Here is a 25,551-nt window from a genome sequence, read left to right on the forward strand (position 1 = left end):
AGATTATTTTTTATTGAAACTTTATTTTTTTAATCGTTTTTTAACATCATAGTACAGGATACTATATAAAATCATAAGGATTAGATTTGAAAAACAAATAAATTAAAATCTCAAAAAATTGACTAAATTTTTTAAATATTCGTATTTATTCTTTCTTTCTGTTTTAATGCCGTTTTCAGCATTTTCAAATAATTCAACAAAAAATGTATTGGACAACAAAACAGTTTCTGAAGACAGTTTAAAAAAGACAATGCTCTTTCAGTTTGGCACTGATTTAAAAATCAAAAAAGGGATTTCGGTAACAAAATCTTTAAAATACAAATCTGATTTAGGATATGGATTTGACTTTAATACCGAATCCAACCTAAAATTAAACTCCAATTCTTTTTCTATTGAAAAGCCTGTCTATTTTTCTGTAAAACTTCCTGAAGGAAATTATCAAATCGAAGTAGTTTTAGGAAGTCCTCAAAAAGACCTTAAAACAACCATAAAAGCAGAATCTCGCCGATTAATGGTTAATGAGTTTATTGTAGCAAAAGGAAAATCAGCTGCACAGATTTTTAATATAAATGTTCGAAATCCTAGAATTGATGATAATTTGAATGTTACTCTTAAAGACCGTGAAAAAGACATCTTAGATTGGGATGATAAATTGACACTTGAATTTCTAGGCGAAACAGCCGTTCAGAGTATCAAAATCACAAAAAAAGACAATTTAATTGTTCTCTATCTAGCCGGAGATTCTACTGTTACCGACCAAGATGTAGAGCCTTGGGCATCCTGGGGACAATTTATCACTGCTTATTTTAATGAAAATGTTGTTGTAGCAAATTATGCGTATTCGGGTTCTTCATTGAGTTCTTTTAAAGCCAGCAACCGCTTGAAAAAAATACTTTCCCAAATCAAAAAAGGAGATTATCTTTTTGTGGAATTTGGTCATAATGACGAAAAAATCAAAGGCGCCGGCAATGGCCCTTGGGAATCGTATTCCAATCTATTGACAGAATTTACTCAGGCAGCTAAAGATAAAGGCGCAATTCCGATTTTAGTTACTCCAACACAGCGCCGTTTTTTTAATGAAAACGGCACTCTAAAAGATACGCATGGCGATTTTCCTCCAGCGATGCGTGCCGTAGCTCAAAAAAGCAATACAGCTCTTATTGATATTACAAAAATGACAACAGAATTGTATGAAATCTGGGGCGACGAAGTATCCAGAAAAGCTTTTGTACAATATCCTGCCAACACCTTTCCCGGTCAGGAAAAAGCTTTGGACGACAATACGCATTTTAATAGCTTTGGGGCTAACGAAATTGCGCTTTGTGTAATTAAGGGAATCCGTCAGCTCGACGTTCCGTTAAAAAAACAAATCAAAAAAGATATTCCGGATTATGACCCCAAAAAACCTAACTATATTTCGAGTTGGACACTGCCAATGAGTGCCCGATTTGAAATTTCTAAACCAGATGGAAACTAACCAAAGAACCAACTTTTATGCAACTAAAAAAACTTAAAATTCAGTGGATTACAGCCCTGACCATTTTTATTTCGTTACACCTTACAGCGCAGCAGACTGACAAAATCTATCTTTCGGGAAAAGATTTTGAACATCCTGTACAATGGGATTTTTACTGCACCGACGGTAATAACAGTAAAAAATGGTCAAAAATAAATGTTCCTTCTCAATGGGAATTGGAAGGTTTTGGAGAATATACTTATGGACGCTGGTATAAAGAACTAAACCAAAAAGAACCAAGCAAAGAAGAGGGTTTATACAAATATGAATTTGAAGTTCCAGCGTCTTACAAGGACAAGGAAGTGAAGATTGTTTTTGGCGGTGCCATGACGGACACCGAAGTAAAAGTAAATGGAAAACTGGCAGGCGCTATTCATCAAGGCGGTTTTTATGAGTTTAAATATGATATTTCATCGTTAGTAACTTATGGTGCTAAAAACACTTTGGAAGTTCATGTCTGGAAACACTCTGCCAATAAATCGGTTAATGCAGCTGAAAGAAGAGCCGACTGGTGGTTGTTTGGAGGTATTTATCGTCCCGTTTGGCTGGAAGTTTCCCCAAAGACCAATATTCAGCATATAGCCGTAAATCCAAAAATGGATGGCAGTATGACAATTGATTTGGATTTAAAAAATATTGCAAAAAATACCACTTTAGAAGCTTCGCTAAAAGGTTTAAACGGAGAAAGTCTGGAAGCTTTTTCTTTTCCGCTTAAAGCGAAAACTACTAAAGAAAGGATTTCGGCACAATGGAAAAACATCAAACCTTGGAATCCTGAAAGTCCTAATTTGTACGAGTTGCAATTGGTTTTAAAACAAAACGGAAATGTAATTCATGAATACAGCAAAAAAATTGGTTTCAGAACTTTAGAGTTTAAAAAACAGGACGGAATTTATGTAAACGGAACTAAAATTGTAATGAAGGGAATTAACCGTCATTCTTTTTGGCCAGAAGGAGGACGAAGCACCAGCAAAAGAATCAGCGAACTGGACGGAAAACTAATCAAAGACATGAACATGAATGCTGTCCGAGGGCATTATCCTCCAGACGAACACTTTCTGGAAGTTTGTGATTCTCTTGGAATTTTTGTTTTGAATGAACTGGCAGGCTGGCAAAACTCGTACGATACCGAAACGGGAACAAAATTGGTCGGCGAAATGGTAACACGTGACGTCAATCATCCATCTGTAATTATTTGGGATAATGGTAATGAAGGCGGCTGGAATTATGAAGTCGATAAAGTTTTTGCCGATAAAGACCCTCAGAAACGAATTGTGATTCATCCGTGGGCCGATTTTAATGGCTGGGATACGCATCATTATCCAACTTATTTAACAGGAATGCATCGTTTTAATGCGGGCGAGAATGTGTTTTTTCCAACCGAATTCATGCACGGAACTTATGACAACGGTCACGGCGCCGCATTGGAAGATTTCTGGAACCGCTACAAAGAAAGTCCGCTTTTTGCTGGAGGCTTTATGTGGGCGATGCTAGACGAAGCCGTAAAACGCTCAGATTGGACTGGAGATGTAAAATTTGATTCGAAAGGTTCTTTAGCTGCCGATGGAATTTTAGGGCCTCATCGCGAAAAAGAAGGAAGTTATTATACTGTAAAGGAAGTTTGGGCACCCATCCAGTTTCAGCCAAAACAAGTTACTCCGAATTTTGACGGGTCTTTTCTGATTACAAATGATTATTTGTTCAGTAATCTAAATTCGTGCAGAATGGAATTTAAAGTGCTAAAATCTGATGCAGACGTTTTATACAGCAATAAAAATACACAAACAATAAGTTCTGGCAAAATTCAAATTCCAGATATAAATCCGGGAGAAACACGTAAAATTCAGTTTGCGGTTCCAAACAATTTTGCAGAGGGAGATGTACTTTCCATTACCGCTTATGACCAGTTTGACAAAGAAATTTATACTTGGACATGGCCAATTCATAAAGCGCTTTTTTATGCAAATAAGTTTTTAGCCGTTCAAAATACAAAAGCAAAAGCATCGGCAATTAAAACTGCAACCGAAGTTACTTTAAAAGGAAATAATGTTACCGTTGTTCTCAATGCTGCTAATGGAGAAATTACTTCTGTTAAAAACGGAATTTCAACTATTCCAATAACAAATGGCCCGCGTCCTATCGGAATGAAAGCGAAACTAAAAGACATTCAGGTTTCACAAGAGGGAGATAAAGCAGTTTGTTTGGTTTCCTATGTTGGTGGAATTTCAACTATAAAATGGACTATGGAAGCTGACGGAAGATTTAAAATGGAAATGATTGTACTGAAAAACGAAAAAGCACCAAGCGGTTTTGATGGTTTTGACGGAGCATTTTTTGAAGATAAAATCAATTCTTTCGGAATCACTTTCAGTTTTCCTGAAAAGGATGTCACGGGTATGAAATGGTTTGGAAGGGGGCCATACCGTGTTTGGAAAAATAGAATAAAAGGCACAACCTACGGAATTTGGGAGAAAGATTATAATACTACAATTACAGGAGAAAGTTTTGAAAATCTGGTATATCCTGAATTCAAGGGCTATCATGCTAATGTTATTGGAGCAAATTTAAAAGCGGGAACTTCTTCTTTTAAAGTTTTCAGCGAGTCTGATAATTTATTTCTGAGATTATTTACTCCGGACTTGCCTAAAAATGGTTTCCCTGGCAGTTATCCGCAGCCGGCTTTTCCGGAAGGAGATATTTCGTTTATGTATGAAATTCCAGCCATGAGAGATTTTAAACCTCTTGAGCAACAGGGACCTCAAAGTCAGCCGACAAATATTCGAATTAAAAGCGGCGATGAAGGAATAAAAATGAATCTATGGTTTGATTTTAGAAATAAAATTTAGTTTCAGGTTTAAATACTAAAATCTTTTAACCGCAAAGAACGCTAAGATTTTTATCTGTTTATATTGAAAGAAAATAAGTTCGCAAAGCTTTGCGCTCATCGCGTAAACCCTTGCGAACTTTGCGGTAAAATAAATATGCATAACATTATTCAAAATTTATAATTCAAAACATGAAATTATTTAAAATACTTACTGCATCACTTTTGGCTGTATTATTTTTCAATTTTACATCAAAACAAGACAATAGACCTACTCTTTTTATGGTTGGAGATTCGACTGTAAAAAATGGAAAAGGAGATGGAGCCGGAGGTCTTTGGGGTTGGGGAGATTTCATTGGGCAATATCTCGATACGACAAAAATCAAGATTGAAAACCATGCTTTGGGAGGCACCAGTAGCCGTACATTTCAGGATAAAGGATTATGGACAGAGGTTTTAAATAAACTAAAAAAAGGAGATTATGTTCTGATTCAGTTTGGACACAACGATAATGGCCCTGTAAATGACAGTCTGCGTGCAAGAGGAACCATTAAAGGAATTGGTTCTGAAACCCAAGAAATCGACAATATCTTAACCAAAAAACACGAAATTGTACATACTTACGGCTGGTATATTCAGAAGGTAGTTCGTGAAGCGAAATCAAAAGGTGCAATTCCGATTATTTGCTCTCCTATTCCGCGCAATGACTGGCAGGACGGAAAAGTACCTCGAAATGACACATCATACGGATTATGGGCCAAACAGATTGCGGAAAAGGAAAAGGTAACTTTTATCAACCTGAACGAAAAAATGGCTCTTGAAATGGAAAAATTTGGCGAAACAAAAGTTACCGGCACTTATTTCTATAAAAAAGACCATACGCATACCTCGGCAAAAGGAGCTGTGCTTTCCGCTTCTGTTATTATTGATGAACTGAAAAACAGTAAAAATTCCCTAAAAAAATACATTCTAAACAATCCAAAAATTGTACTTCCTGCCAAGAAAAAAGTCTTTTTGATTGGCGATTCTACTATGGCAAACAATAACAATAATCCTGATGCCGTTGGCTGGGGAGTTCCATTTCCTCAATATTGCGATACGACCAGAATTGAAGTCATCAACAAAGCACGCGGTGGCAGAAGCACCAGAACTTTCGATTATGAAGGTTTATGGAATGAAGTCAAAAACCATCTCGAACCTGGAAATTTCATCCTGATTCAGTTTGGACATAATGATGCTGGGGATATTGATAAAGAAAAATTCAGAGGTTCCTTGAAAGGAAACGGCGAAGAAACACAGGAATTCATCCGCCCTGACGGCACTAAAGAAACTGTACATACTTTTGGCTGGTATATGGAGAAATTCATTCGCGAAGCCAAAGAAAAAGGTGCAATTCCGATTGTACTGAGCCAGACACCACGAAATGAATGGCCAAATGACAAAGTAGAACGCCGAACTGATACTTATGGCAATTGGTCCAAAATTGCTGCAGAAAGACAAAATGTTTTTTATATTGATTTAAATGAAATTGTGGCGCAAAAATATGAGTTACTTGGAAAAGAAAAAGTAAAAGCTTTTTTCCCAAAAGACCACACCCATACTGGTTTGGAAGGCGCACAGTTGAATGCACTTACTGTGGCTGAAAGCATTCAAAAATTAAAAAACTGTAATTTGAGGGATTATATTGAAATTCCTAAATAAAGCAGTTATGGACTTGAAGACTCAAAATTAAAAAACTTGATTTTAACCGCAAATTGCGCAAATTTCCGCAAATTAATCTGTGGAAATTTGTGCAATTTGCAGTTAAAAAAACTTTAGATTATCGACATGATTTTTATAATCTAAAAATATGTCGCTCCTCTGGAGCTTTTTATATTGTAAACCTTAAATTTTGCTATAAATATTTAGCTCCTCCGAAGCTTACAAAAAAAGAGCTTTACTTTTGAGCTAAATTTTATTTGACTGGAATTTCATAAGTTCCTCCTTCAGCAGCCAAGTATACCGCTAATTGGTCGAGTACAATTCCGGTTTGATTGACTTCAATCTTAACGATATGTTTTCCTTTTGAAAGATTTGATGTAGGAATTTTTACTACTGCACTGTTTCTAAGCACATTCTCTTTCCAGGTTTTATCACGGTCTTTCGTATTTATCTTAAAGTATTCTGTATTGTTTCCATCTACCTTTATTCCGATTTCATGGTCAAAATTATTGGAATGTGTTGGAAGCAGACGTACTTCAATTTCATAATCGCCTGATTTTTCAATTTCAAATTCGTAAGAAACAGACGGTTTTTCCTTTTTAAAATAACGATGCATAAACGGAAACAAAGTGATGGCATTGTCACTATATCCCAAACCTTCAATTGTTTTCCATTGATAATTTTCTGTGTCTTTTTTGGAAGTAAATTGATTAGCTTGAATATAAATTCTACCTGTTGTTTTTCCTGACTTTTTCTTAGAATTTTCACTCTTTTTAACAGCTTCAAAAACGGGCAGTCTTCGTGGCTGCATTGACATCATATAATTCCATTTGCCATTGCTTACTTTCTCATTATAAAAACTGGTCAATTCCTGAATTTTCTCAAAAGCCTGAGTGGCCAAAGTATTATACTTTTCTTTTTCAGCTGTATCAGAAACTGTAGCTGCTAAATTCCAATACAAAAATTTGTAATTCATATAGGCAGCACCTTTAACAGGATAAACCATCAATTGAAACCATGCGTCTTTTCTTTCTTCAGGAACAAATTTTTCTAATTCGTCAATTTTCTGAACTAGATTTTCATACGCTTTTATTCGATTCAAGGATTCTTCTTCAGAAAAATCAGAAAATTTAACGGGAGTTGTTGGCTCCGTCTGGCTCCATCCCATATATTCAGGCTTCCTGAGCATTGCCAAACGGTAATATTCTTTCATAATCAATGCCGACTCTTCACTTACTGCAGCAGAAAATTCTCTTGCCGTCCGGTTTTTCAGATATTCATCAATTCCGTCCGATTTGATGCTATTGATATTCCATGCCAAATCCAGAAAAAATTCGGTATCGTATTCTGCTGGTTTGATGTCTCCAACATTTACAATCCACATTTTTTTTGCGCCATTTTGATAGGCTTTTACCATTTCGTACCAAATCAAACCCGGCTGTGTAGTGCTCAACCAAAGATAATCATGAGGACGTCCCCAATAACTAATGTGGTAATACACACCGCTTCCTCCTGTTCGCTTTTGTTCTTCTAGACTGCTCAAACGACGAATGTAACCATAATTATCATCGGGCCAAACAAGCGTTATATCATCTGGAACTTTGAGTCCGTTATCATATAATTCCAGTACTTCCTTATATGGAACAAAAGCCTGTGGAATGGCTGAAAGCGGTTTTTTAAAAGTGTTTGAAAGCATCTCACGCTGGTTTAAAATAATCTTTTCCACCATTGCAATCGATTCCTTTAAATCTTTTGCGCCTTCCATTTTACTGTCATGAACACCACGCATTCCTAAGGTCATAATTGTTTCATTTTGAGCCGATTTTAATTCATCCAATCGCTCCTGCCAATATTTATCGACCTGAGATTTATTCGTAAAATAGTTGTAATCGCCATAAATTTTCGGTTTCCATTCGTCAACATTGTTTCTCAGCATCGGTTCGGCATGAGAAGAACCAATCACAATTCGATATTGCTGTGCCATTTCCTTATTCCCCGAAAGGGTAAAAAAACCTCTTGTAGACGGATGCATAGCAGGCCAAATTGTATTCGCTTTTAGACGCAGGAGTAACTGAAAAATTTTCTCATAGGTTTTAGGGCCGATATCTCCTGTTTCTGGCTCAAAAGTTTTAGCTGCCCAAGGTTGTAATCCCCAGTCTTCGTCATTTAGAAAAATCCCTCGATATTGTACAGATGGAGCTTCAACAATTCCTTTTGATGGAAGATACAACGAAAGATTTTCTTTTTTTAACGGATGAACATCTGCCCACCATTTCCACGGAGAAATTCCGAGACGTTCGGCAATTTCAAAAACTGCATAAACAGTTCCTCTAACATCTGAACCAACAATCAGAAGATTATCTTTTTCTTTTTTAATTGAAAATTTTTCCCACTGATTTCCTAATTCTTTTTGATTGTTTTTGGATTGAAATAATTTTGAAGAAATCTGACCAACATAAATTCCCTTCTTTGAAACCTTATTTGTAGTAACAATTTCAGGACGTTTTCCTGTTATTTCCTTAATATCGTCTGCTAGTTCATTTACAGCCCAAACAATTAGTGAATCCGTGTTTTTGTCAATGAAAATATTTACTGCATGATTGGAATCTGCAATTAAAAACTGTACTGATTCTTTATTCTGACTAAAGCAATTTAAAGCTGTTATTGCGAAAATTAATGTTAGTATTTTCTTCATTTTTATTTTCTTTTGCCACAAAGGCACTAAGGCACAAAGTTATTTTTTAAAATTAGAGAATTCGGCAGTTAAAAACCTTTGTCTCTTTGTTTCTCTGTTACTTTGCACCTAATTACTCAACCAAATTCTTATTCAAATAAACATTCTTAAACGTCACACCATTTATCAAACTCTTATCAATATTTGTTTTTACTGATTCTATATTTAGGTTTTCGAAAGTGAAATTAGACAAACGAACATTCGGGTCGTTTTCTACTCCGTAAAAAGTATCGCATTTCAATTCGATGTTTTTCATAGTTACATTATCGCCGTACGAAAGCGGAATATCTGGGCGTCCTTTCAAATCAAAGAATTGTTTCCAGGCAAAAACGCCCAATCCAGTTTTTGCTTCTCCTTTAATATCTTCAACTCTGATATATTCGTAACGTTGCGGTGTGTCAGGTCTCATTTTCAGCCACAATAATCTTGAAGCGCCGTCAATTTTACAATTTCGCATAACTATATTTCTATTGTGTATCGCTTCACTTCCGTTGGTCAAAGCGGAATGGCAGAAACCGAAATTACAGTCTTCAATAATAATATTCTTGTTTGCTCCATTGTTTGGATCTTGGTCTGCATAAGGGCCTTTTCCGCCTTTAAGCGCAACAGCATCATCATTAACCGACATATAACAACCTTTTACTAAAACATTGGTGCAGATATCTACATCAATTGCATCGGTACTTGGTGCCTTGTCTTTAAGATGCGGAGAAAAAATATACAAATCGAGCAGTTTAACATTATTACATTTGTAAAAGTGATTCGTCCAAAAACCAGAATTAATTAATTTCACATCCTGAAACTGCACATTATTTGAATTCCATACAAATACTAATCTAGGTCTCGAAACTTCCAGATTGGTGCATTTTGGATTTTCTTTACGACGCGCCCAAAAAGCATCCCAGTATTTTTTGCCATTTCCGTTAATCGTTCCTTTTCCAGAAATTGAAAAATTATCTACTCCGTAAGCATTGACTACAGCCGGGAAATAATCTAGATTCTGTCCTTCCATTCTGGAAGCCATAATCGGAAAATCAGCTATATTATCAGAGCCTTTCAATACACCGCCTTCGCTAACATACAGCTTAGTTTTAGGTTTAAAAAACAAAGCACCACTCAAGAAAACACCTTTTGGAATCACAATTACGCCGCCGCCGTTTGCAGCAGCTTTGTCAATTACCTTCTGAATGGCAGCTGTTTGTATTTTAGTGCTGTCAGTTCCCACTCCATGGTCTGTAATTTTATATTGTTTACCTAGACTTTTAAGCTCCAGTTTGGTATAATCTTTAAACCATGGTGTAATTTCACTTCCATCGGGAAATTTATCATTGCTGTATTTTTGTGAAGATGCATTTTGAACCATTCCTAAAATGCAAAAAATTAAAGTGAAAAACTTTTTCATTGTACCTTATTTTTGTTTTATTATCTAATGGCAATTTGGGTTATAGAAATATAATTTCCTGTACTGCCGTAATTTGATTTTCTTTTGTCTGACCAATTTGGCCTTTCTCCTGTTCCATAAACTTTTAAGACATAATTGCCTTTTTTTAAGACTGGAGATTTGTAAACTGTTGTTTCCATTGCACTTTTACTATACATATCAATGATTGCAGTGGTAATCGTTTTTCCTTCTTTATCTGTCAAAACAACTTTGGCATAACCATTTTCACTGCCAACCAAACTCGAAAAGCCAATCTGTTGTCCTTTAAATTGTATTGAAAATGAAGCATTTTTATCATCTGATTTGCTTTCTGAAATCCTATTCTCTTTAACAGCATGATTCCAATTGCCAGAATATTTAATTTTTGAATCTGTATTTTTTAGAATTTTAGTTGCATTTTTAGGTACAGACACAATTCCTGTCTGTAAATCAATCTGCCAGCTTTCGTGATACTCTGGAATTTTTAAAGAAGTTCCCGAAATAGTAAGCGGCTGCCAAACATAAGTTGCCGAAGAAGCTTGTTTTGGAAAAGACCAGCGGTCTCCTATAAATATATAACTTCTTGTTTTTGTTCCGTTAATAGGCAAAACAAATGTCGACTGGGAATTCCATGTCAATGTTCCTTCGGGAGCAATTAAACCACGCGATTCCCATGGGCCTTTAATTGAATTTGAAGTGTAATAATAATTGTCATTTCGTTCCCAGCTGGTTAGATGCGAGCCAATAAAATAATACAGATTATCTTTTTTAAGCATCGTTGGCGACTCAAAACCTGTTGTTATGTTTTCGTTCACTTTTTCTGTAACCGACTTATAATCATCACTTAATTTATAAATTTCACCGCCGTGAACCAAAATATATCCCGAACCATCATCGTCTTGAAAAATTCCCATATCCCATTTTTTTATTGGTTTTCCTTCAAACAAAAGCGGGCCTTTAAATGTATACGGACCTTCTATGTTTTTTGAAACAGCATAACCTACAAATTGGTCTTTATAGGTCAGAGAATCGGCGTGCATATACATTACATACTCAGCCGTTTTGGGACATTTCATCACTTTTACTCTTTCTCCGACACGATTGGGACCTAATTTTCCTTCTTTTTGCAACGGCAAAGCCACACTTTCAAACTTCCAATTATAAAGATCTCTGGACGAATAACAATTAAATCCTGCAAATGCATTACTGTCATCAGAATGAGCTTCTCCAAAAAGATAAAATGTCTCTTTTTCTTTTACAATACAAGCTCCATGTGCACTAACGATATTTCCGTTCTGATCAAACCATGGTACTCCAGAATAAACAGCATCCATTCTCTCCAACTTTTGAGCAGAAGAGATAATGATATTAGCAAAGAAAACAATCCAGAATACTGCTTTTTTCATTGTTTATATTTTTGTTTCGATTGAGTTTCGATTGGAATTTGGAATTTGAGTTTTGGAATTTTCATTAATTCACTTTCTCTTCAGCCATTCTTTAGGCACATTTACAATACAGATATTCAAAGTTCTGTTATCCTCAGAAAGCATTGCTGACTGAATTTGAATTTTAGTTCCATCTCTGTTAAAAGTCGGATGCACATGATCTGCAGCAGTTTGTTTATGACCTGTTGTCAGCATTATCATTTCGTTGGTTTTACGATCGATTAAATACAAACTTCTGGAGAAATCATCGCCAACAGCCCATCTTCCGTCAGAGGAACCGTGTACGTGCCATAATCCGCTGCCTCTTTTGGTTTGTCCAGCAATAATCATTTCGCGGGTTCTTAAATTTACAATAGCTAGACCTGTTGGTTTTTCACGGGTTCCCGAATTTCCCCAATTGCTTTCTTGTCCTGGATTCTGCGGATTTCTCACTTCTGTGCTTTCCGTCACTTCAACCGGAGTTTCTTTTTGAATATCAATTTTTCGGTGTCCCATAATAGCCATTGCCACCTCATCTTTAGAAATCACTGCTTCGTGTGTCACCCATTCATAATCCGATTCAGGATACAACGGTCTTAAACCCGTTCCGTCTGCCATAACCGTCCAAGTACGCTGAGGCGATTTACCACCCGTTTCCCAGCAAAAAACCAGTTCGCCCGGATTCCAGATATTGGATTGAATATGACCTACCTGAAACGGCACCGAAACTACATGTTTCAACTCTCCCGTTTTTATATTCATACTGCCAATACCTCCAGGACCGGCACCCATATTTCTAGGACCGTAGTTTTTTTCAAGTTTAACATTCGGATCTAAATGTTTAGCGGCTTCTTCTCTTCCAATTCTAAAATACACACGATCTTCATTGGCATCCAAAGCCATATCTCCTGATGCTCCCATTTCTGAAGGTGTTGTCCCGCAAACACGTTCGTAAGCAGCAACAGCTTTCATTTTTCCAGCTTGACTATCCTTAAAAACATTTTCTAGATTTACCTCTATAATCTGCATTGTATTTTCTTCGCTTTTGCGCATATAATACAATTTCATCGTTTTTTGCGCCATACACAAAGTACCGCTGTAACCGCCTTCTGTAACCTGAACCATCACGCCTGATTTTTCATTTACCGCAACTGCGTCACCATTGGCTCTTTTGGTTCTAAAAATAAGCCACTCGCCATCTGCTGTCCATTGTGGATGAGTTGGATATGTTTTGGAATCACCTGCCGATTTCGTAGTTAAAAAGATTAAATCAACACCCGTGACAGGATCTTTGATTATCTTTTTCTCAGATGGGAAGCGTTTTCCAATCTGACTAAAAGCTGTCGCCGAGAAAAAAAGTAAAAATATAATTGAGATTGATTTGAATTTCATCCGTTTGCTTTTGATTAATCTTATCTAATTGAAACTATGCGCTATGTCTTTAAAATTAAAATGATAAACGCATACTGCACATCATCACATTCCCATAGTTGAAACTATGGGCTATGTTTTAAAAATTTGAACGGTAAACTCTCACATATACCGAATACCGAATACCGCATACCTCTTACCTCATAACCTAATAACTTATAACTCACAACTTACAACCTATTATCCCTTAATTTTCAACTGAATAGAACTGTCATTCATTTCAAATTGATTATTCTTTAAAAGTGTGATTATTTCGGCTCCAGCCAACAACACTGGCCCATAACCATGAGCTGCAAATAAGTTTATAGGACGATAATAGTAAAAAGCAGGATCAAATGCCATTCCGGTTCCTACACAGGTTCCTTCTACCTGACCTTTTTCATTTACTTTGGAAGCTACAGCATTCCACGCTAATAAAACTGCAGGTGCATAGGCCAATTTATCCACATATCCTCGGTTGATTGCTCTTGCAATAGAATACGTATAAATGGCAGTTGCCGAAGTTTCAAGATAAGAATCGTTTCGGTCCAGCAATTGATGCCAGAAACCTGTTCCGTCTTGATATTGCATAAGTCCAGCAATATGTTTTTGAAGCTGCGCCAGAACCTGAGGATATCCCGGATGATTTTTTGGGAGCACTTCCAATAATTCTACCATAGTCATCACTGCCCAGCCATTTGCTCTCGCCCAATGAAACTCGGCGTGTGTCTGCATTGACTCTACCCAGCCATGCATATAAATTCCTTTTTGACTGTTAAACATTCTTTCTGAAAACTGATTGACTTGTTTTACAGCATCATCAAAATATTTTTTGTCTCCTGTATAACTCCCCATTTGTGCTAAAGCTGGAACACTCATAAACATATCATCCAGCCAAAGTGTATTATTTTGCGGTCTATTTCTAGCCAGCGTTCCATCTTTTAGACGATATTCTTTTTCGCTTATGTATTTAATGAAGTTATTTATTACCGGATCAACATTTGCATTTAGTCCTCCTTTTTTTGCTTTGATGAAAGCAGCACAAAGCGCTCCAGCATCGTCTAATGCATGCGGCTTTAAAACGGTGCGAATTGGCGAATCTTGTACATTTTCGCTTTTAAAATTTTCAGCAAGATCCGCGATTAATTTAATTCTCTTATTGGCATAATCTGCATATTCTTTTTTTCCTGTTGCTTCAGTCGCCAAAAGCATTCCAGCATAAGTAACGCCCCATTCGTAACTTGTAAGTCTGAAAGAGCCTGGAGAAAATACAAGTTTGCCTTTTGCTTTTTTGAAATCTTTTACTTCTGAATTATCACTTGCATTGAGAACTTTTGAAGCGGTATTTTCTTCAAGGAAATTATATACCCGATTTAAAACCGCCTCAATATTATTTTTTTCTGGAACAACATAAGGCGTTACATAATCCGGTTGCATGGCATGCAAAGGTGTGGTTACATCATTTGTCTGCGCATTCGCGGAAGCAAAAACCCCAAATGTGATTAAGGCAAGTATTTTTACAGATGAATGGTTCATAGTTAGTATTTTTTGGTTAATAAGATTCAATTTAATATTGCAATAACAATTTTGGTTTCCCAAAGTGGTCTATTGTCATTGAAAGCGAAGAAGTTATAAAATTATTTTTTAATCTAAATGAAAAACTTCTTTTAACGAAATGGCAATCGGAGAATTATCTGGATTGGTATCCATTATATCAGCCATATAAGCCCACCATTTTTTTACTAATGGATGGTTCGGCAGATGCTTTTCATCAAAATCTGGACTGATTTTTTGAACTGCAAATAAAATCAGTGTTTCTTCATCTAAAAAAATACTGTAATCCTGTATTCCCGCTTCGGACAATAAAGTCTGTAATTCTGGCCAGATTTCGTCATGTCTTTTTTTATATTCTGCTTCAAAACCCGGTTTTAATTTCATTTTGAAAGCATTCCTAATGGTCTTTTTATTTTCCATTTTCTAATGTTTTAAATTGATTTGAACTGATTCGTCACGATTACAGCTAATTTCTCCGTTACTATATTCAAGTTCTGCAACCTGTATAGAGCTTCTTTTGGTTTCATAGCTGTCAATTCCTTTGTTTTCTGGAGTTCTTCCTGGATGAGTGAAATAAAAAACATACGCTTTTCCATCATTTACCACAACATCTGCATGTCCTCCAATTACTTTATCATCTTGACCAGTTCCGGGAAGCTGCAGTATATTTTTCTCTTGACGGTTCCAGTTTAGAAAATCTTCGGAAGAATACACATTCAATCCTCTCCAAGAATCAGAGATCATCCAGTTTTTTCCTTTCCAAACAAAAACTTTTGGCCCTTCGCCACGATCTTTTATAATTTTTGCACCGCTGTCTTTCCAATTGTACAAGTCATTACTGTCTGCATAATAAATTGATTTTCCATCGTTTTCATTATTGTAAAACATTCTCCAAGTTCCGTTTGGCAATCTAAAAACTGATGCATCAATGCATCGCTCAGAAGCCAATTTTAGTTCCGATTCAAACTTCCAATCCATCAAATTGCTGCTGGTAAGATGAATTATCGAACGCGGATGATACCAGTCATTAAATATTCCAGGTACAATCGTAAGATACATATGGAATTTATTCTTGTATTCAATTACATCTGGGGCCCAGTAGGTTATATCTTTAAGTTTATAATTAATGTTGCAAGTGTCTTTGTAGGTCCACTTTGCGCCGTCTTTTGATACTGCAATTCCTATTTTAGTGCCATGCACCCATGTTATTCCTTTGGCTGTAGCATCATTTGCTCTTCGATTGGTATAGAACATAATCCACAGTTTTTCTTTTTTGTCCCAGATAATGGTAGGGTCTGCGGCACCGTCAAAAATAGGGTCGCGATACAATGGCTTTGATGCTGTATGTTTTTGATCTTTTTTATTTTCATTCTGAGCCGAGATTGTCAAAGTGAACAACACAGTTGCAAGATTTAGAAAAAGATATTTTAGTTTTGGTTTCATTTGATTTTGTTATTTTTTGTTCAATTTTGTGATTCCGAGGAACGAGGAATCACACTCGGGATTCGATAAAGATTGGCGACATACTGTGTCGAGTTTCTAGTGTGATTTGCTCCGCCTATTCGCTATCGCTCGAGTCTCGTTCCTCGGAATGACAAACTAGACTTACTCTTAAACAAACTCTACAAACATTTAATTTTTAATATTCACCCAATCATCAGTCCTAAAAGGAGATGCTGGAAGATTTTCTACATTAAATAAATTTGGATTAGGAACGGCTTTCCATGCAAAACGCACCGCTTCTGGATTTTTTACTTTTGATGAAGAAACGATAATTGTTTTACCATCAATTTTTGCTTCTGCAGGATAAAAAACTTGATCACTTCCTGCAATTTCAAATTCTTTCAAATCCTCTGTCTTTTTAAATCCGTTTTCTACCTCATCAAAAAACAACTGAATTTTCTGTTTTTTGATTTTCATATGATTGTAAGCTGGTCCAGAATGCACTAGATTCTTTTCGTCATACGTTTTAGATCTTGCCAGTAAAGCCAAACGATAACCAACTGTCTGTTTATCGATAGGATGAATATTGTTTTCATCTCCAACATCTGTAGTGACAACCATTCCGGTATTTGCAACCGATTTTGAAACTAATAATTGCGCTTCTCTTATATCAGGATTCTGTCCTTTGTGCGGTGCAATCTGAACAAAATAAAACGGAAAATCTCCCTGATTCCAGTCACTTCTCCAATTTTTTATCATAGCAGGAAAAAGACTTCTGTACAAAAATGCTTTTGTAGCATTACTTTCGCCCTGATACCAAATTACTCCTTTTATAGTATAATTGATTAAAGGATGCAACATGGCATTGTACAATACATAAGAAGTTTTGTTTTCTTCTTTTTTCGGTTTTTTAAGCTCCGTTTTGGTTAAATCATTATTATTATTTGAAATTCTTTCCGTTTTTAAATCTGCGTAATATTTTTCTAGTTTCTCTTGAAATAATTTTTCATTTTTGGCATCATTTTCTAATATTCCCAAAAAATCTGGGTTTTCTTCCAAAACCTTTTGCGAAGTCCAAGCTTCTGCTTTTGTTCCTCCCCAAGAAGACGAAATTAATCCTATTGGGACTTTCAAATTTTGGTACAAATCACGTCCAAAAAAATAAGCCACGGCAGAAAATGTTTTGATGGAGGTTGGTGAACATTCTTTCCAGTTTGCGCTAACGTCATCTAAAGGCTTTTGAGAAGCTTTGGTCGGAACGGTAAATAATCTAATGGATGGAAAATTGGCGTTTTGAATTTCTTGTTCGTAGTTTTTAACACCTGTTTTCCAAGTACCGTCTTCTTTTCCAACAGGAAAGTACATATTTGATTGTCCAGAACAAACCCAGACTTCTCCAATCAGTATGTTTTTTAGAATGATTTTATTTGAAGCTTCAATTGTGATTTCATAACTTTTTTCACTTCCTTGAGGGGTTTCAACGGCTGTTTTCCAAGTACCGTCAGCATTAGTTGAGATTTCTATTGCATTCTGCTGCCATCCTAGTTTAATATTTATTTTTTCGTTTGGAGAAGCCCATCCCCATAAATTAACTTTTGCTTTCTGTTGCAAAACCATATTATCCCCTACTAAAGCTGGCAATTTTACTTGCGCCGTAACAGTTAGGCCTAGCCCAAAAAAAATAAATAATACAAAATTTTTCACCGAATAAATAATTAGTTATACAATTTTACTCCTAAAATTTTAAAGATATAACACTAAATCATTATTGGTATCCTGTAGTGCCCTGTTTATTAAATAGGTATTAAACAAAAATCTTGACTGTTTCTAAAACATAAAGAACCGCCTCAAAGTGGGCGGTTCTATTTTATTATAAAAATCTAAAATTAATAACCTGGATTCTGCATCGCATCTTTTTCGGCAGAAGTCAAAGGTTTTCCGCTTGCATAAACGCCATCCAAGAAGGTCTGCGGAATCGGGCGCAGACTATGATAATCCTGAATATTTGGAGCCGCCTCGATATTATAAGCTTTTGCTCTTGCAATCAAAGTTTTTGTTCTGCTGAGATCCTGCCAGCGATGAAATTCACCACAAAGCTCTCTCGTTCGTTCGTTCAATATCAAACACAACATTCTGTCGTAATCGCTGCTATATCCTAATTTGGCAATAACTGCCATATCTTCTGCAGGAAGCGCACTTACACTTGAAATCGTTAAATTTGTAGCTGCAGTTGTAGCCGCGATATTATTAGATTCATAATAAGAGTTTTCTGGAGTGTATGAAATCGGAATTCCTGCCTGACCCGCTACTGTCCATGCAGCAGAACCGTCTGCATACGCACTACGGTTTTCTCCCGATTTGTAAGTTGCACGGTTTCGTACAATGTTGATATAAGTCAATGCATCTGCAAAACTCGCACCTCCTGCTTTTGCCAAACGTATTTTTGCTTCGGCTGCCATTAAATAGGTTTCGGCCGAACGTGCCAATATTACATCACGCGAACCTCTTATACTGCTCAAATCGATTCTATTGCCGTCCATGTATTTACTTAAAGAAGGAAAACGAACATCTGACATCAAGCCCTTTTTATCAGCTGCGTATGCCACATATACACTTGGAATTGTTTTTCCGGTTTTTGAATCAACAATTACATCTGTATTTTTTGTGTTCGCAAAACGAGTATCAGACGCATTGTTTACAACATACATAATACCTAAATCGCCGTTTGCATAATAATTACCCGATTTGTTATTAATGATACTTTTGGTCTGAAAACTTTTCCAGAAACGAGAATCGTTTACATGATCAAACACATCATAAACAAAATAAGTAGGCGCCAAACGGCTGAAAGGCCTTCCGCCAGCAAGATTACGTTTCATTTGTGGCAACTGATCGTAAGTAGAGAGAAAATACAAATGCTGCTGGTTTGCAACTGTAATGAGTGTACTGGCGTTAAACTGAGCAGAAAGAATCAACTCTGGCAATTGTTCGTTTGCGCCGTCAGCAACAGTATAACTCCATAAATTCTGGTAATTTGCTGCTAATGGATGGTGCGCAATAACCTCATCAGATAAAGTTACCACTTGCTGTAAATCGGCTGTTTTGGTTGCAGAATTCCATGCGTCATTAATTTCACTAGCACGTACCAAATAGGCTTTAGCTAAATAATGAGCTGCGGCATCTTTTGTAATTTTTGAAGGAGCTCCGGCATTACTCAGCAGATTATACGCCTGTGTAAAATCGGCAATCACTTGATTTAATACTTCCTGAGGAGGAGTTCTTGCAAATTCTAATTCAACCGTAGAACTTGTTTTTAGTTTTAACGGAACAGCACCATATTGGCTTACCAATTTCAGATAATTAAAAGCTCTTAAAAAATAGCCTTCACCCAAGGCCGTTTTTTTGATGGCATCATTGCTAGAAGCAATATTTGTTGCCGATTCTATCAATTGATTTGCATTTCCTATTCCGATATAAAGATTATCCCAATTCGTATTTGCTGCAACTGTATTGGCATTAGAAACCGTCACAAAAGCCTTAAATCCAGAAGAATAAGAATTCCAAATCCAGTTTGAAGGGTCTCCTCCTGCATGAAATTCATCTGTACCCGATTCTGTAGCCGTAAGTGGCACTTCACCAACAAATTCAGCAGCAAATACCTGATAATACGTTCCTACTGCCAAAGCTTGAATTCCAGCTTCGGTTTTATAATAATCTTTGCTGTAAGCGGTTGTCAACTCTTCATCAAGAAAATCCTTATTACAGGAACTACTCAAAACAAGCAAGGCAATAAGTATGAAATTACTATATCGTATTTTATAATTTTTCATAATAATCTTTTTAAAATTTATTTAGAATTCTACATTTAAACCTAAAGTCACCCCTCTGTTGGAAGCAGTTGTCTGCGTATCAAGATCAGTCCATTTTACTTTTGAGAAAATCATCCTTGGATTGTTCGCCTGACAGTACAATCTCAATTTAGAAAGTCCAAGGCTCTTTACTAAATCTTTATCAAAACGATATCCTAATGAAATGTTTCTTATTTTTAAGAATGATCCATTGCGGTATCCTAATGTCGGATAATAAGGATCCCCAGTACCAGCCGAATAAATAGGTTTTTGGTACTCGGCATTTGTATTGTTTTCTGTATAATAATCAATAGCTCTTTGGCTTCCTTTCGCTCCTTCGTTTTCTCCCAAAGTATCGTACAAATACCCCATTCTTCCGTAAACAAAGATTGAGAAATCAACATCTTTATAAGTAAAAGTATTGGTGAGACCAACAATATATTTCGGATCCTTACTTCCAATTATTACCCTGTCATTGTTAGCGTCAATCTTATAATCGCCGTTTTGATCTACTGGTCTTGCATTACCAAAAGAGAAAATATTAGAACCCGCGGCTGCATTAAATTTTGCCATTTCTGCAGCGTCCTCCGGTTTCCAGATTCCATTTGACGCAAAACCATAAATAACGTTCTGTGATTGACCGATAAATAAATTGTTATTGATGTCATCAAATTTTCCATTCTGAAGCGAAACAATCTTGCTCTGCTGATACGAACCGCTGAAATTAGACGTCCATTCAAAATCTTTTGTGGAAATATTTACAGTATTCAAGGTAAGCTCTACCCCATGCCCTTCGGTTTCGCCAACATTTTGATAGGTATCTTTTACACCTATTACAGTTGGCACACTGCTTTTTAAAAGCAAATCGGTAGTTTTACTGGTAAAATAATCTAAGGCTCCAGAAATTCTGCTATTAAACATGGCAAAATCGATACCGTAGTTAAACTGCGCTGTTTGTTCCCATCCTAATTCGACATTTCCTAAAGAAGTATTATTAACAACTCCTGATCCGTTTGGATAAACTATTCCCGTCAGCGGAGGCTGTGTAGCATAGGCTGGTACCGCAGCATTTCCGGTTTCACCATAACCTACTCTCATTTTTAGCTGATTAAGCCAAGTTACGTTTTCTAAAAACTTTTCTTTGTTTAAAACCCATGCCAAAGAAGCACTCGGAAAAAAGGCCCATCTGTTTTCTGAAGCCAACTGCGAAGCTCCGTCATAACGTCCTGAAACTGTCAACAAATATTTATCGGCATAACCGTAGTTAACCCTAGCCATGTAAGACAACAGTCCCGTATCAGTAAGCCCTGACGAATATCCCGCAAGCGTAACATTGGCAGGCGTTAAAGCATTCCATTTATTTGCTGGATTTTTAATATCATTTGCAGATAATGAGCTTTGTTCGTTATGATATTCTGTCTGGCTCATCAATAAAGTGGCTCCAAAATTATGATTGCCGAATGTTCTATTGTAAAAAATAAGATTATCGAGCGTATATGAAATTGATTTTTCATTGGCTAATGAAGCAAAACTAGTTCCTGAACGAATTGCAGATTTACCGTCCAAATAAACCCCATCACGGTACGAAGTGATATCGGGACCAAAATTCATTCGGTATTTCAATCCATTCAATGAAGGAGAAATCGCTCCAAAATCAAGCTGTGCATACATACTTCCAAAAGCTCGTAAAGTTATACGCTGATCCTGCGAATATTTATCTTCATCAACAGGAGTCCTGATTGTGGAGTCACCACCCGGATTATCAATTCTTACACCATTGCTATCATAAGGAACCGCATACGGAAGATTGGTTCTTGCGGTATTGTAAATTCCGATTGAGCTTGTAACCGCCGTTCTTCCTACGTTCGACTGCCCATATTCATTAACGCCATAACTTGTATTGAGGCTCGCTCCCATAGAAAACCATTTTGTAGGCGTGATATCTACATTTGCTGTACCACTGTAACGTACAAAACTCTGTCCTTTTAAAGTTCCGGTATTATTCAGATAACCAAAAGAACCATAGGCTTTCATTTTTTCTGTACCACCGCTTACTGCTAATGTATGTTGTTGCGTAATTCCGGTACGGGTAACAAATTTTTCCCAGTTGGTGGTTGCAACTTTAGAACCATCCCAAGTTGTGGTAAAGTTTCCATTTGCATCTTTCCAGCCTTTTTCAACATTTGCCCAAGCCGATGGATCAGCAGAAGCCAAGAAAATCAACTTATCATTCTCAATATTCGGAGCATCTCCTCTAGGAAAAGCGGTCGGATTTGAATAATATCTTCCCCAGCGTCTAAATTCAATATATTCTGCAGAAGTCATCATTCGAGCATTTTCATGAATGTTTTCCATCATTATTGAAGTATCGTAGTTTAAGGTAAATTTTCCGTTTTTACCTTTTTTAGTCGTTACGATAACAACCCCGTTTGCACCTCGAGAACCATAAATAGCTGTTGCAGAAGCATCTTTAAGAACATCGATAGTTTCAATATCCGTTGGATTTAAAAAGTCGATTCCTCCAGAATTGGGATCCACGCTTATTTTTCCAGTTGCCGCATCGGTTACCAATCTTGAATTTAAAGGAATCCCATCTACAACATAAAGAGGTGCATTTGATGCCGAAATAGAACGCGCTCCTCGAATGGTAATAGCTCCTACTGTTCCTGGACGTTCTGTTGAAGCTACATCAATACCGGCAGCTTTTCCCTGCATGGCCTGAACCGCATTGACAACTGGCCTCGAAGCGATTTCCTCGGCACCAACACTTACTATAGATCCAGTCAGGTCTTTTTTCTTTTTAACACCATATCCCACAACTACAACTTCTTCTAAAGAATTATCTTCTTCCTGTAAGACCACATTATAAACTGCTGCATTACCAACAGTGATTTCCTGTTTCTTAAAACCAATAAAACTGAAAACCAAAACATTTCCTGACGAAACTTTTATTGAATATGTTCCATCAAGATCGGTGCTTACACCATTTTGACTTCCTTTAACAAGCACATTGACACCTGGCACTGGCAAACCGGCGGCATCAGTTACTGAACCTTTAACTGTTTTGTTCTGTGCATAACCAGACACATGCATAAATGCAATCATCAGCAATAGCAACAGAAGACTAAATCTGTTTCTCATAAAAGTAAAATTTGGTTAATAATTAGTTAATCAAATTTATCCAGAAGTTAATCTCGTCGTGTCCTGTAGTATCCTGCAAAATTATTTAGTACATTTCTAATTTACAGCGTTTTAAAAATTTTAATTAAGTATTTTTTAACCATAAAAACCTTCGAAACACTTGATTTTAAAAGAATTTCCGAACTTTAGACAAAAATTACGAATACAAAAAGCAATATATTATTACATAAAAAATATCGTAATTTTTTATTATTTTTTTCATCAAATAAATCAAAAATAAATAATTTAAAAGCATAATATCTAATTGAAAAAATTAACCTACAAAACATTCATATAACAAATAAAAAAAACCGCCTCAATAACGAGGCGGCTTCTTTCAAAAAAAAACAAAATATAACAAGAAATCTTTTTTCTTAATAACCTGGATTCTGCCATGCTTTCTTTTGAGCATCTGACAAGTTTGAACCGTCGTCATTCAACAATCCATCAATAAATGACTGCGGAATTGGACGAAGTTCGTGTTTGTTGGTCGTGATATTTGTCGCAGCTTCAGCATTAAATGCTTTAGCTCTTTTAATAAGCATTCCAGTACGAGAAAGCGTTTCCCAACGCTGCCATTCTCCAATTAATTCACGAGTATATTCGTTAAGAATAAAATTCAGAGCACGTTCGTAAGCTGAAGCAGCTCCAACTTTGGCAATTACAGCCTCATCTTCAGCCGGTAAATTACCAGGAAACGAAGTTAATCTTAAATCAGAAGCAGCGGTTGTAACAGCAACTGTAGGATTAGACAAATAATACGTATTCATATCTAAATTTGAAGCCGTATAGTTTGTAGCAGCCGTTCCAGTATTCAATGGATTTACTTTAAACGCTTGAGAGCCATCACTGTAATAAGATCTGTTTTCACCGCTCTTCCATTGTGCTCTTGCTCTCACTACGTTGATGTCCTGCATTGCATTCCCGTATTGCTCCAAACGAGCATAACATTCTGCACGAACAAGGTATGTTTCTCCTAGACGTGCCATAATTACATCACGATGTGAATCTCCTCTTTCGGCGGTACGCGACCCACAATCTGTTTTATTGATACCTGCAAAGAAGTTACAAATCGGCTGATTTTTAAATGTAGGCGCTACGTAATTTCCGTTTTGGTACAAGACCAAAGAGTTAGGCACATATTGTCCTTTTACAGCGGCCAAAGTCCCGGTTGTTGGAGTCTGTCTTTTTCCCGTTGTCCATTCTGGAAGACGTCCGTTAACGTCTGTCCAGGTAGGAGCCTGAACACTTGCTCCAAATTTAGCGCTGTTATAAGTATTATCATTCTTAGTATTCAAAATCATTACAATACCTGGATCTCCAACTTTAACGCCAGCATTAGCAGTAACCACATTATTAGCTCCATAAACGGTTCTAAATGTTTTCCACATACGCGCATCGTTTACGTGATCATAAACTGCATATGTGTATTCCGTTGGACGGCAACGCTGAAAGTCCATACTTCCAATCCATACACCTCTTCTAACCCATCCACCTGAAAAGCTTGAAAACTGAGGGGCAAAATAATTATATGTACGATTTCCAAAACGTCCTACTGTAGCCGCATCTCCATTATGTCCTGCAGCCATTAATATTTCGTTCAACTGTTCATTAGGACAGTCAATACCAGTCCAGTTAGCATACAAATCACTGTAATTAGGAGTCAACGGGCCACGTGCAGAAATTGCATAAGTACACGCATCAATTGCTTCTTTAAGATCGGTGTCTTTGTATTTGCTGTTCCATGCAGCATTACGCTCTGAAGAACGGAACAACAATGCTTTTGCAAGAAAGTGCGCTGCTGTAGCTTTTGTCCAAGTAATTCCTTTTCCGTAAGTGAAAACCTCACCTTCAAAAAGCGTATAAGCATTACGCAAATCAGAAACTACCTGTTCCCAGCATTGCTCATCTGTAGAACGAACGAAATTACGAACCACACCAACTGCAGGCTGTGTTTGCAAAACGACTCCGCCGTACTGTGCAGTAAGACGATAGTAATTATAACCGCGTAAAAAATAAGCATGTGCTAAACAGCGATTACGAATCGCTACATCATCAATCTTGCTTGCATTAGCGATAATAGTATTACAAGAAGCGATTCCGTAATACATCTCATCCCAAAGAGCAGCAGGATTTGTTGCATTTCCATTGGCTGCACCAGTTGAAGTTGTAGCTCCAATTGGCCCGAAACGATTATCGTAGGTGTTCCACATTTCGTTGGTTAAATCGTTTGCATTGGTAAACTCATCTGTACCATATAATGTATTGGCATAGGACCACTCAAAACCAAAATGCCAACGGATATTCCCGTAAAGCGATACTGCAAGGGACTGAAGACCTTCTGGAGTTTCAAAATAATCTGTCGAATACTGATTTGTCAGATCTTCGTCAAGAAAGTCTTGTGAGCAAGAGGAAATTGTCAATCCCATCATGATCAAAAAACCGATTCCGATATTTTTTATATTATTCATCTTGTTTACTTTTTTGTGTTATACAT

Annotated in this window: 14 protein-coding genes; 3 read left to right on the forward strand and 11 right to left on the reverse strand. The window is 36.7% G+C overall.

Annotated features, from left to right (window positions below; translation table 11 throughout):
* Positions 1 to 118: 118 nt before the first annotated feature.
* The 3 genes from ACFFLS_RS01780 to ACFFLS_RS01790 all read left to right on the forward strand — a co-directional run bounded on the left by ACFFLS_RS01780 (position 119) and on the right by ACFFLS_RS01790 (position 6,041).
* Positions 119 to 1,477 carry a rhamnogalacturonan acetylesterase gene (locus ACFFLS_RS01780; RefSeq protein WP_379685487.1) on the forward strand — a complete coding sequence of 453 codons (1,359 nt, stop codon included), beginning with the start codon at positions 119 to 121 and terminating at the stop codon, positions 1,475 to 1,477.
* Between the two features lie 17 nt (positions 1,478 to 1,494).
* A complete protein-coding gene (locus ACFFLS_RS01785; RefSeq protein WP_379689105.1) occupies positions 1,495 to 4,362 on the forward strand; it encodes a glycoside hydrolase family 2 TIM barrel-domain containing protein in 2,868 nt (955 codons plus the stop codon).
* A gap of 170 nt (positions 4,363 to 4,532) precedes the next feature.
* Positions 4,533 to 6,041 (forward strand): rhamnogalacturonan acetylesterase, encoded by a 1,509-nt coding sequence (locus ACFFLS_RS01790; protein ID WP_379685482.1) that lies wholly within the window; start codon positions 4,533 to 4,535, stop codon positions 6,039 to 6,041.
* 253 nt (positions 6,042 to 6,294) lie between these two features.
* On the opposite strand, the gene ACFFLS_RS01795 is transcribed toward ACFFLS_RS01790, so the two are convergent.
* The 11 genes from ACFFLS_RS01795 to ACFFLS_RS01845 form a co-directional block, all read right to left on the reverse strand.
* Complete coding sequence (locus ACFFLS_RS01795; RefSeq protein WP_379685481.1) at positions 6,295 to 8,736, reverse strand: glycosyl hydrolase 115 family protein; 2,442 nt, start codon at positions 8,734 to 8,736, stop codon at positions 6,295 to 6,297.
* A gap of 112 nt (positions 8,737 to 8,848) precedes the next feature.
* Positions 8,849 to 10,177: a rhamnogalacturonidase gene (locus ACFFLS_RS01800; protein WP_379685480.1), complete on the reverse strand. Its 1,329-nt coding sequence runs from the start codon at positions 10,175 to 10,177 to the stop codon at positions 8,849 to 8,851.
* A 20-nt stretch (positions 10,178 to 10,197) separates the two neighbouring features.
* On the reverse strand, positions 10,198 to 11,601 hold the full coding sequence (locus ACFFLS_RS01805) for a family 43 glycosylhydrolase (protein WP_379685479.1): 1,404 nt from the start codon (positions 11,599 to 11,601) through the stop codon (positions 10,198 to 10,200).
* Positions 11,602 to 11,670: 69 nt separating this feature from the next.
* Complete coding sequence (locus ACFFLS_RS01810) at positions 11,671 to 13,011, reverse strand: TolB-like translocation protein (protein ID WP_379685478.1); 1,341 nt, start codon at positions 13,009 to 13,011, stop codon at positions 11,671 to 11,673.
* Positions 13,012 to 13,230: 219 nt separating this feature from the next.
* Positions 13,231 to 14,565, reverse strand: coding sequence for a glycoside hydrolase family 88/105 protein (locus ACFFLS_RS01815; RefSeq protein WP_379685477.1), 1,335 nt, complete (start codon positions 14,563 to 14,565; stop codon positions 13,231 to 13,233).
* A 108-nt stretch (positions 14,566 to 14,673) separates the two neighbouring features.
* Positions 14,674 to 15,003 carry an L-rhamnose mutarotase gene (rhaM, locus tag ACFFLS_RS01820; protein ID WP_379685476.1) on the reverse strand — a complete coding sequence of 110 codons (330 nt, stop codon included), beginning with the start codon at positions 15,001 to 15,003 and terminating at the stop codon, positions 14,674 to 14,676.
* A gap of 3 nt (positions 15,004 to 15,006) precedes the next feature.
* Positions 15,007 to 16,026, reverse strand: coding sequence for a family 43 glycosylhydrolase (locus ACFFLS_RS01825; protein WP_379685475.1), 1,020 nt, complete (start codon positions 16,024 to 16,026; stop codon positions 15,007 to 15,009).
* Between the two features lie 189 nt (positions 16,027 to 16,215).
* Positions 16,216 to 17,730: a sialate O-acetylesterase gene (locus ACFFLS_RS01830; protein WP_379685474.1), complete on the reverse strand. Its 1,515-nt coding sequence runs from the start codon at positions 17,728 to 17,730 to the stop codon at positions 16,216 to 16,218.
* A 182-nt stretch (positions 17,731 to 17,912) separates the two neighbouring features.
* Positions 17,913 to 19,856 (reverse strand): RagB/SusD family nutrient uptake outer membrane protein, encoded by a 1,944-nt coding sequence (locus ACFFLS_RS01835; protein ID WP_379685473.1) that lies wholly within the window; start codon positions 19,854 to 19,856, stop codon positions 17,913 to 17,915.
* Positions 19,857 to 19,877: 21 nt separating this feature from the next.
* A complete protein-coding gene (locus ACFFLS_RS01840; protein WP_379685472.1) occupies positions 19,878 to 23,015 on the reverse strand; it encodes a SusC/RagA family TonB-linked outer membrane protein in 3,138 nt (1,045 codons plus the stop codon).
* Between the two features lie 413 nt (positions 23,016 to 23,428).
* Positions 23,429 to 25,525 carry a RagB/SusD family nutrient uptake outer membrane protein gene (locus ACFFLS_RS01845; RefSeq protein ID WP_379685471.1) on the reverse strand — a complete coding sequence of 699 codons (2,097 nt, stop codon included), beginning with the start codon at positions 25,523 to 25,525 and terminating at the stop codon, positions 23,429 to 23,431.
* Between the last annotated feature and the right edge of the window lie 26 nt (positions 25,526 to 25,551).

This window comes from Flavobacterium procerum, assembly GCF_042431625.1.
In the GTDB taxonomy this organism is placed as follows: domain Bacteria; phylum Bacteroidota; class Bacteroidia; order Flavobacteriales; family Flavobacteriaceae; genus Flavobacterium; species Flavobacterium procerum.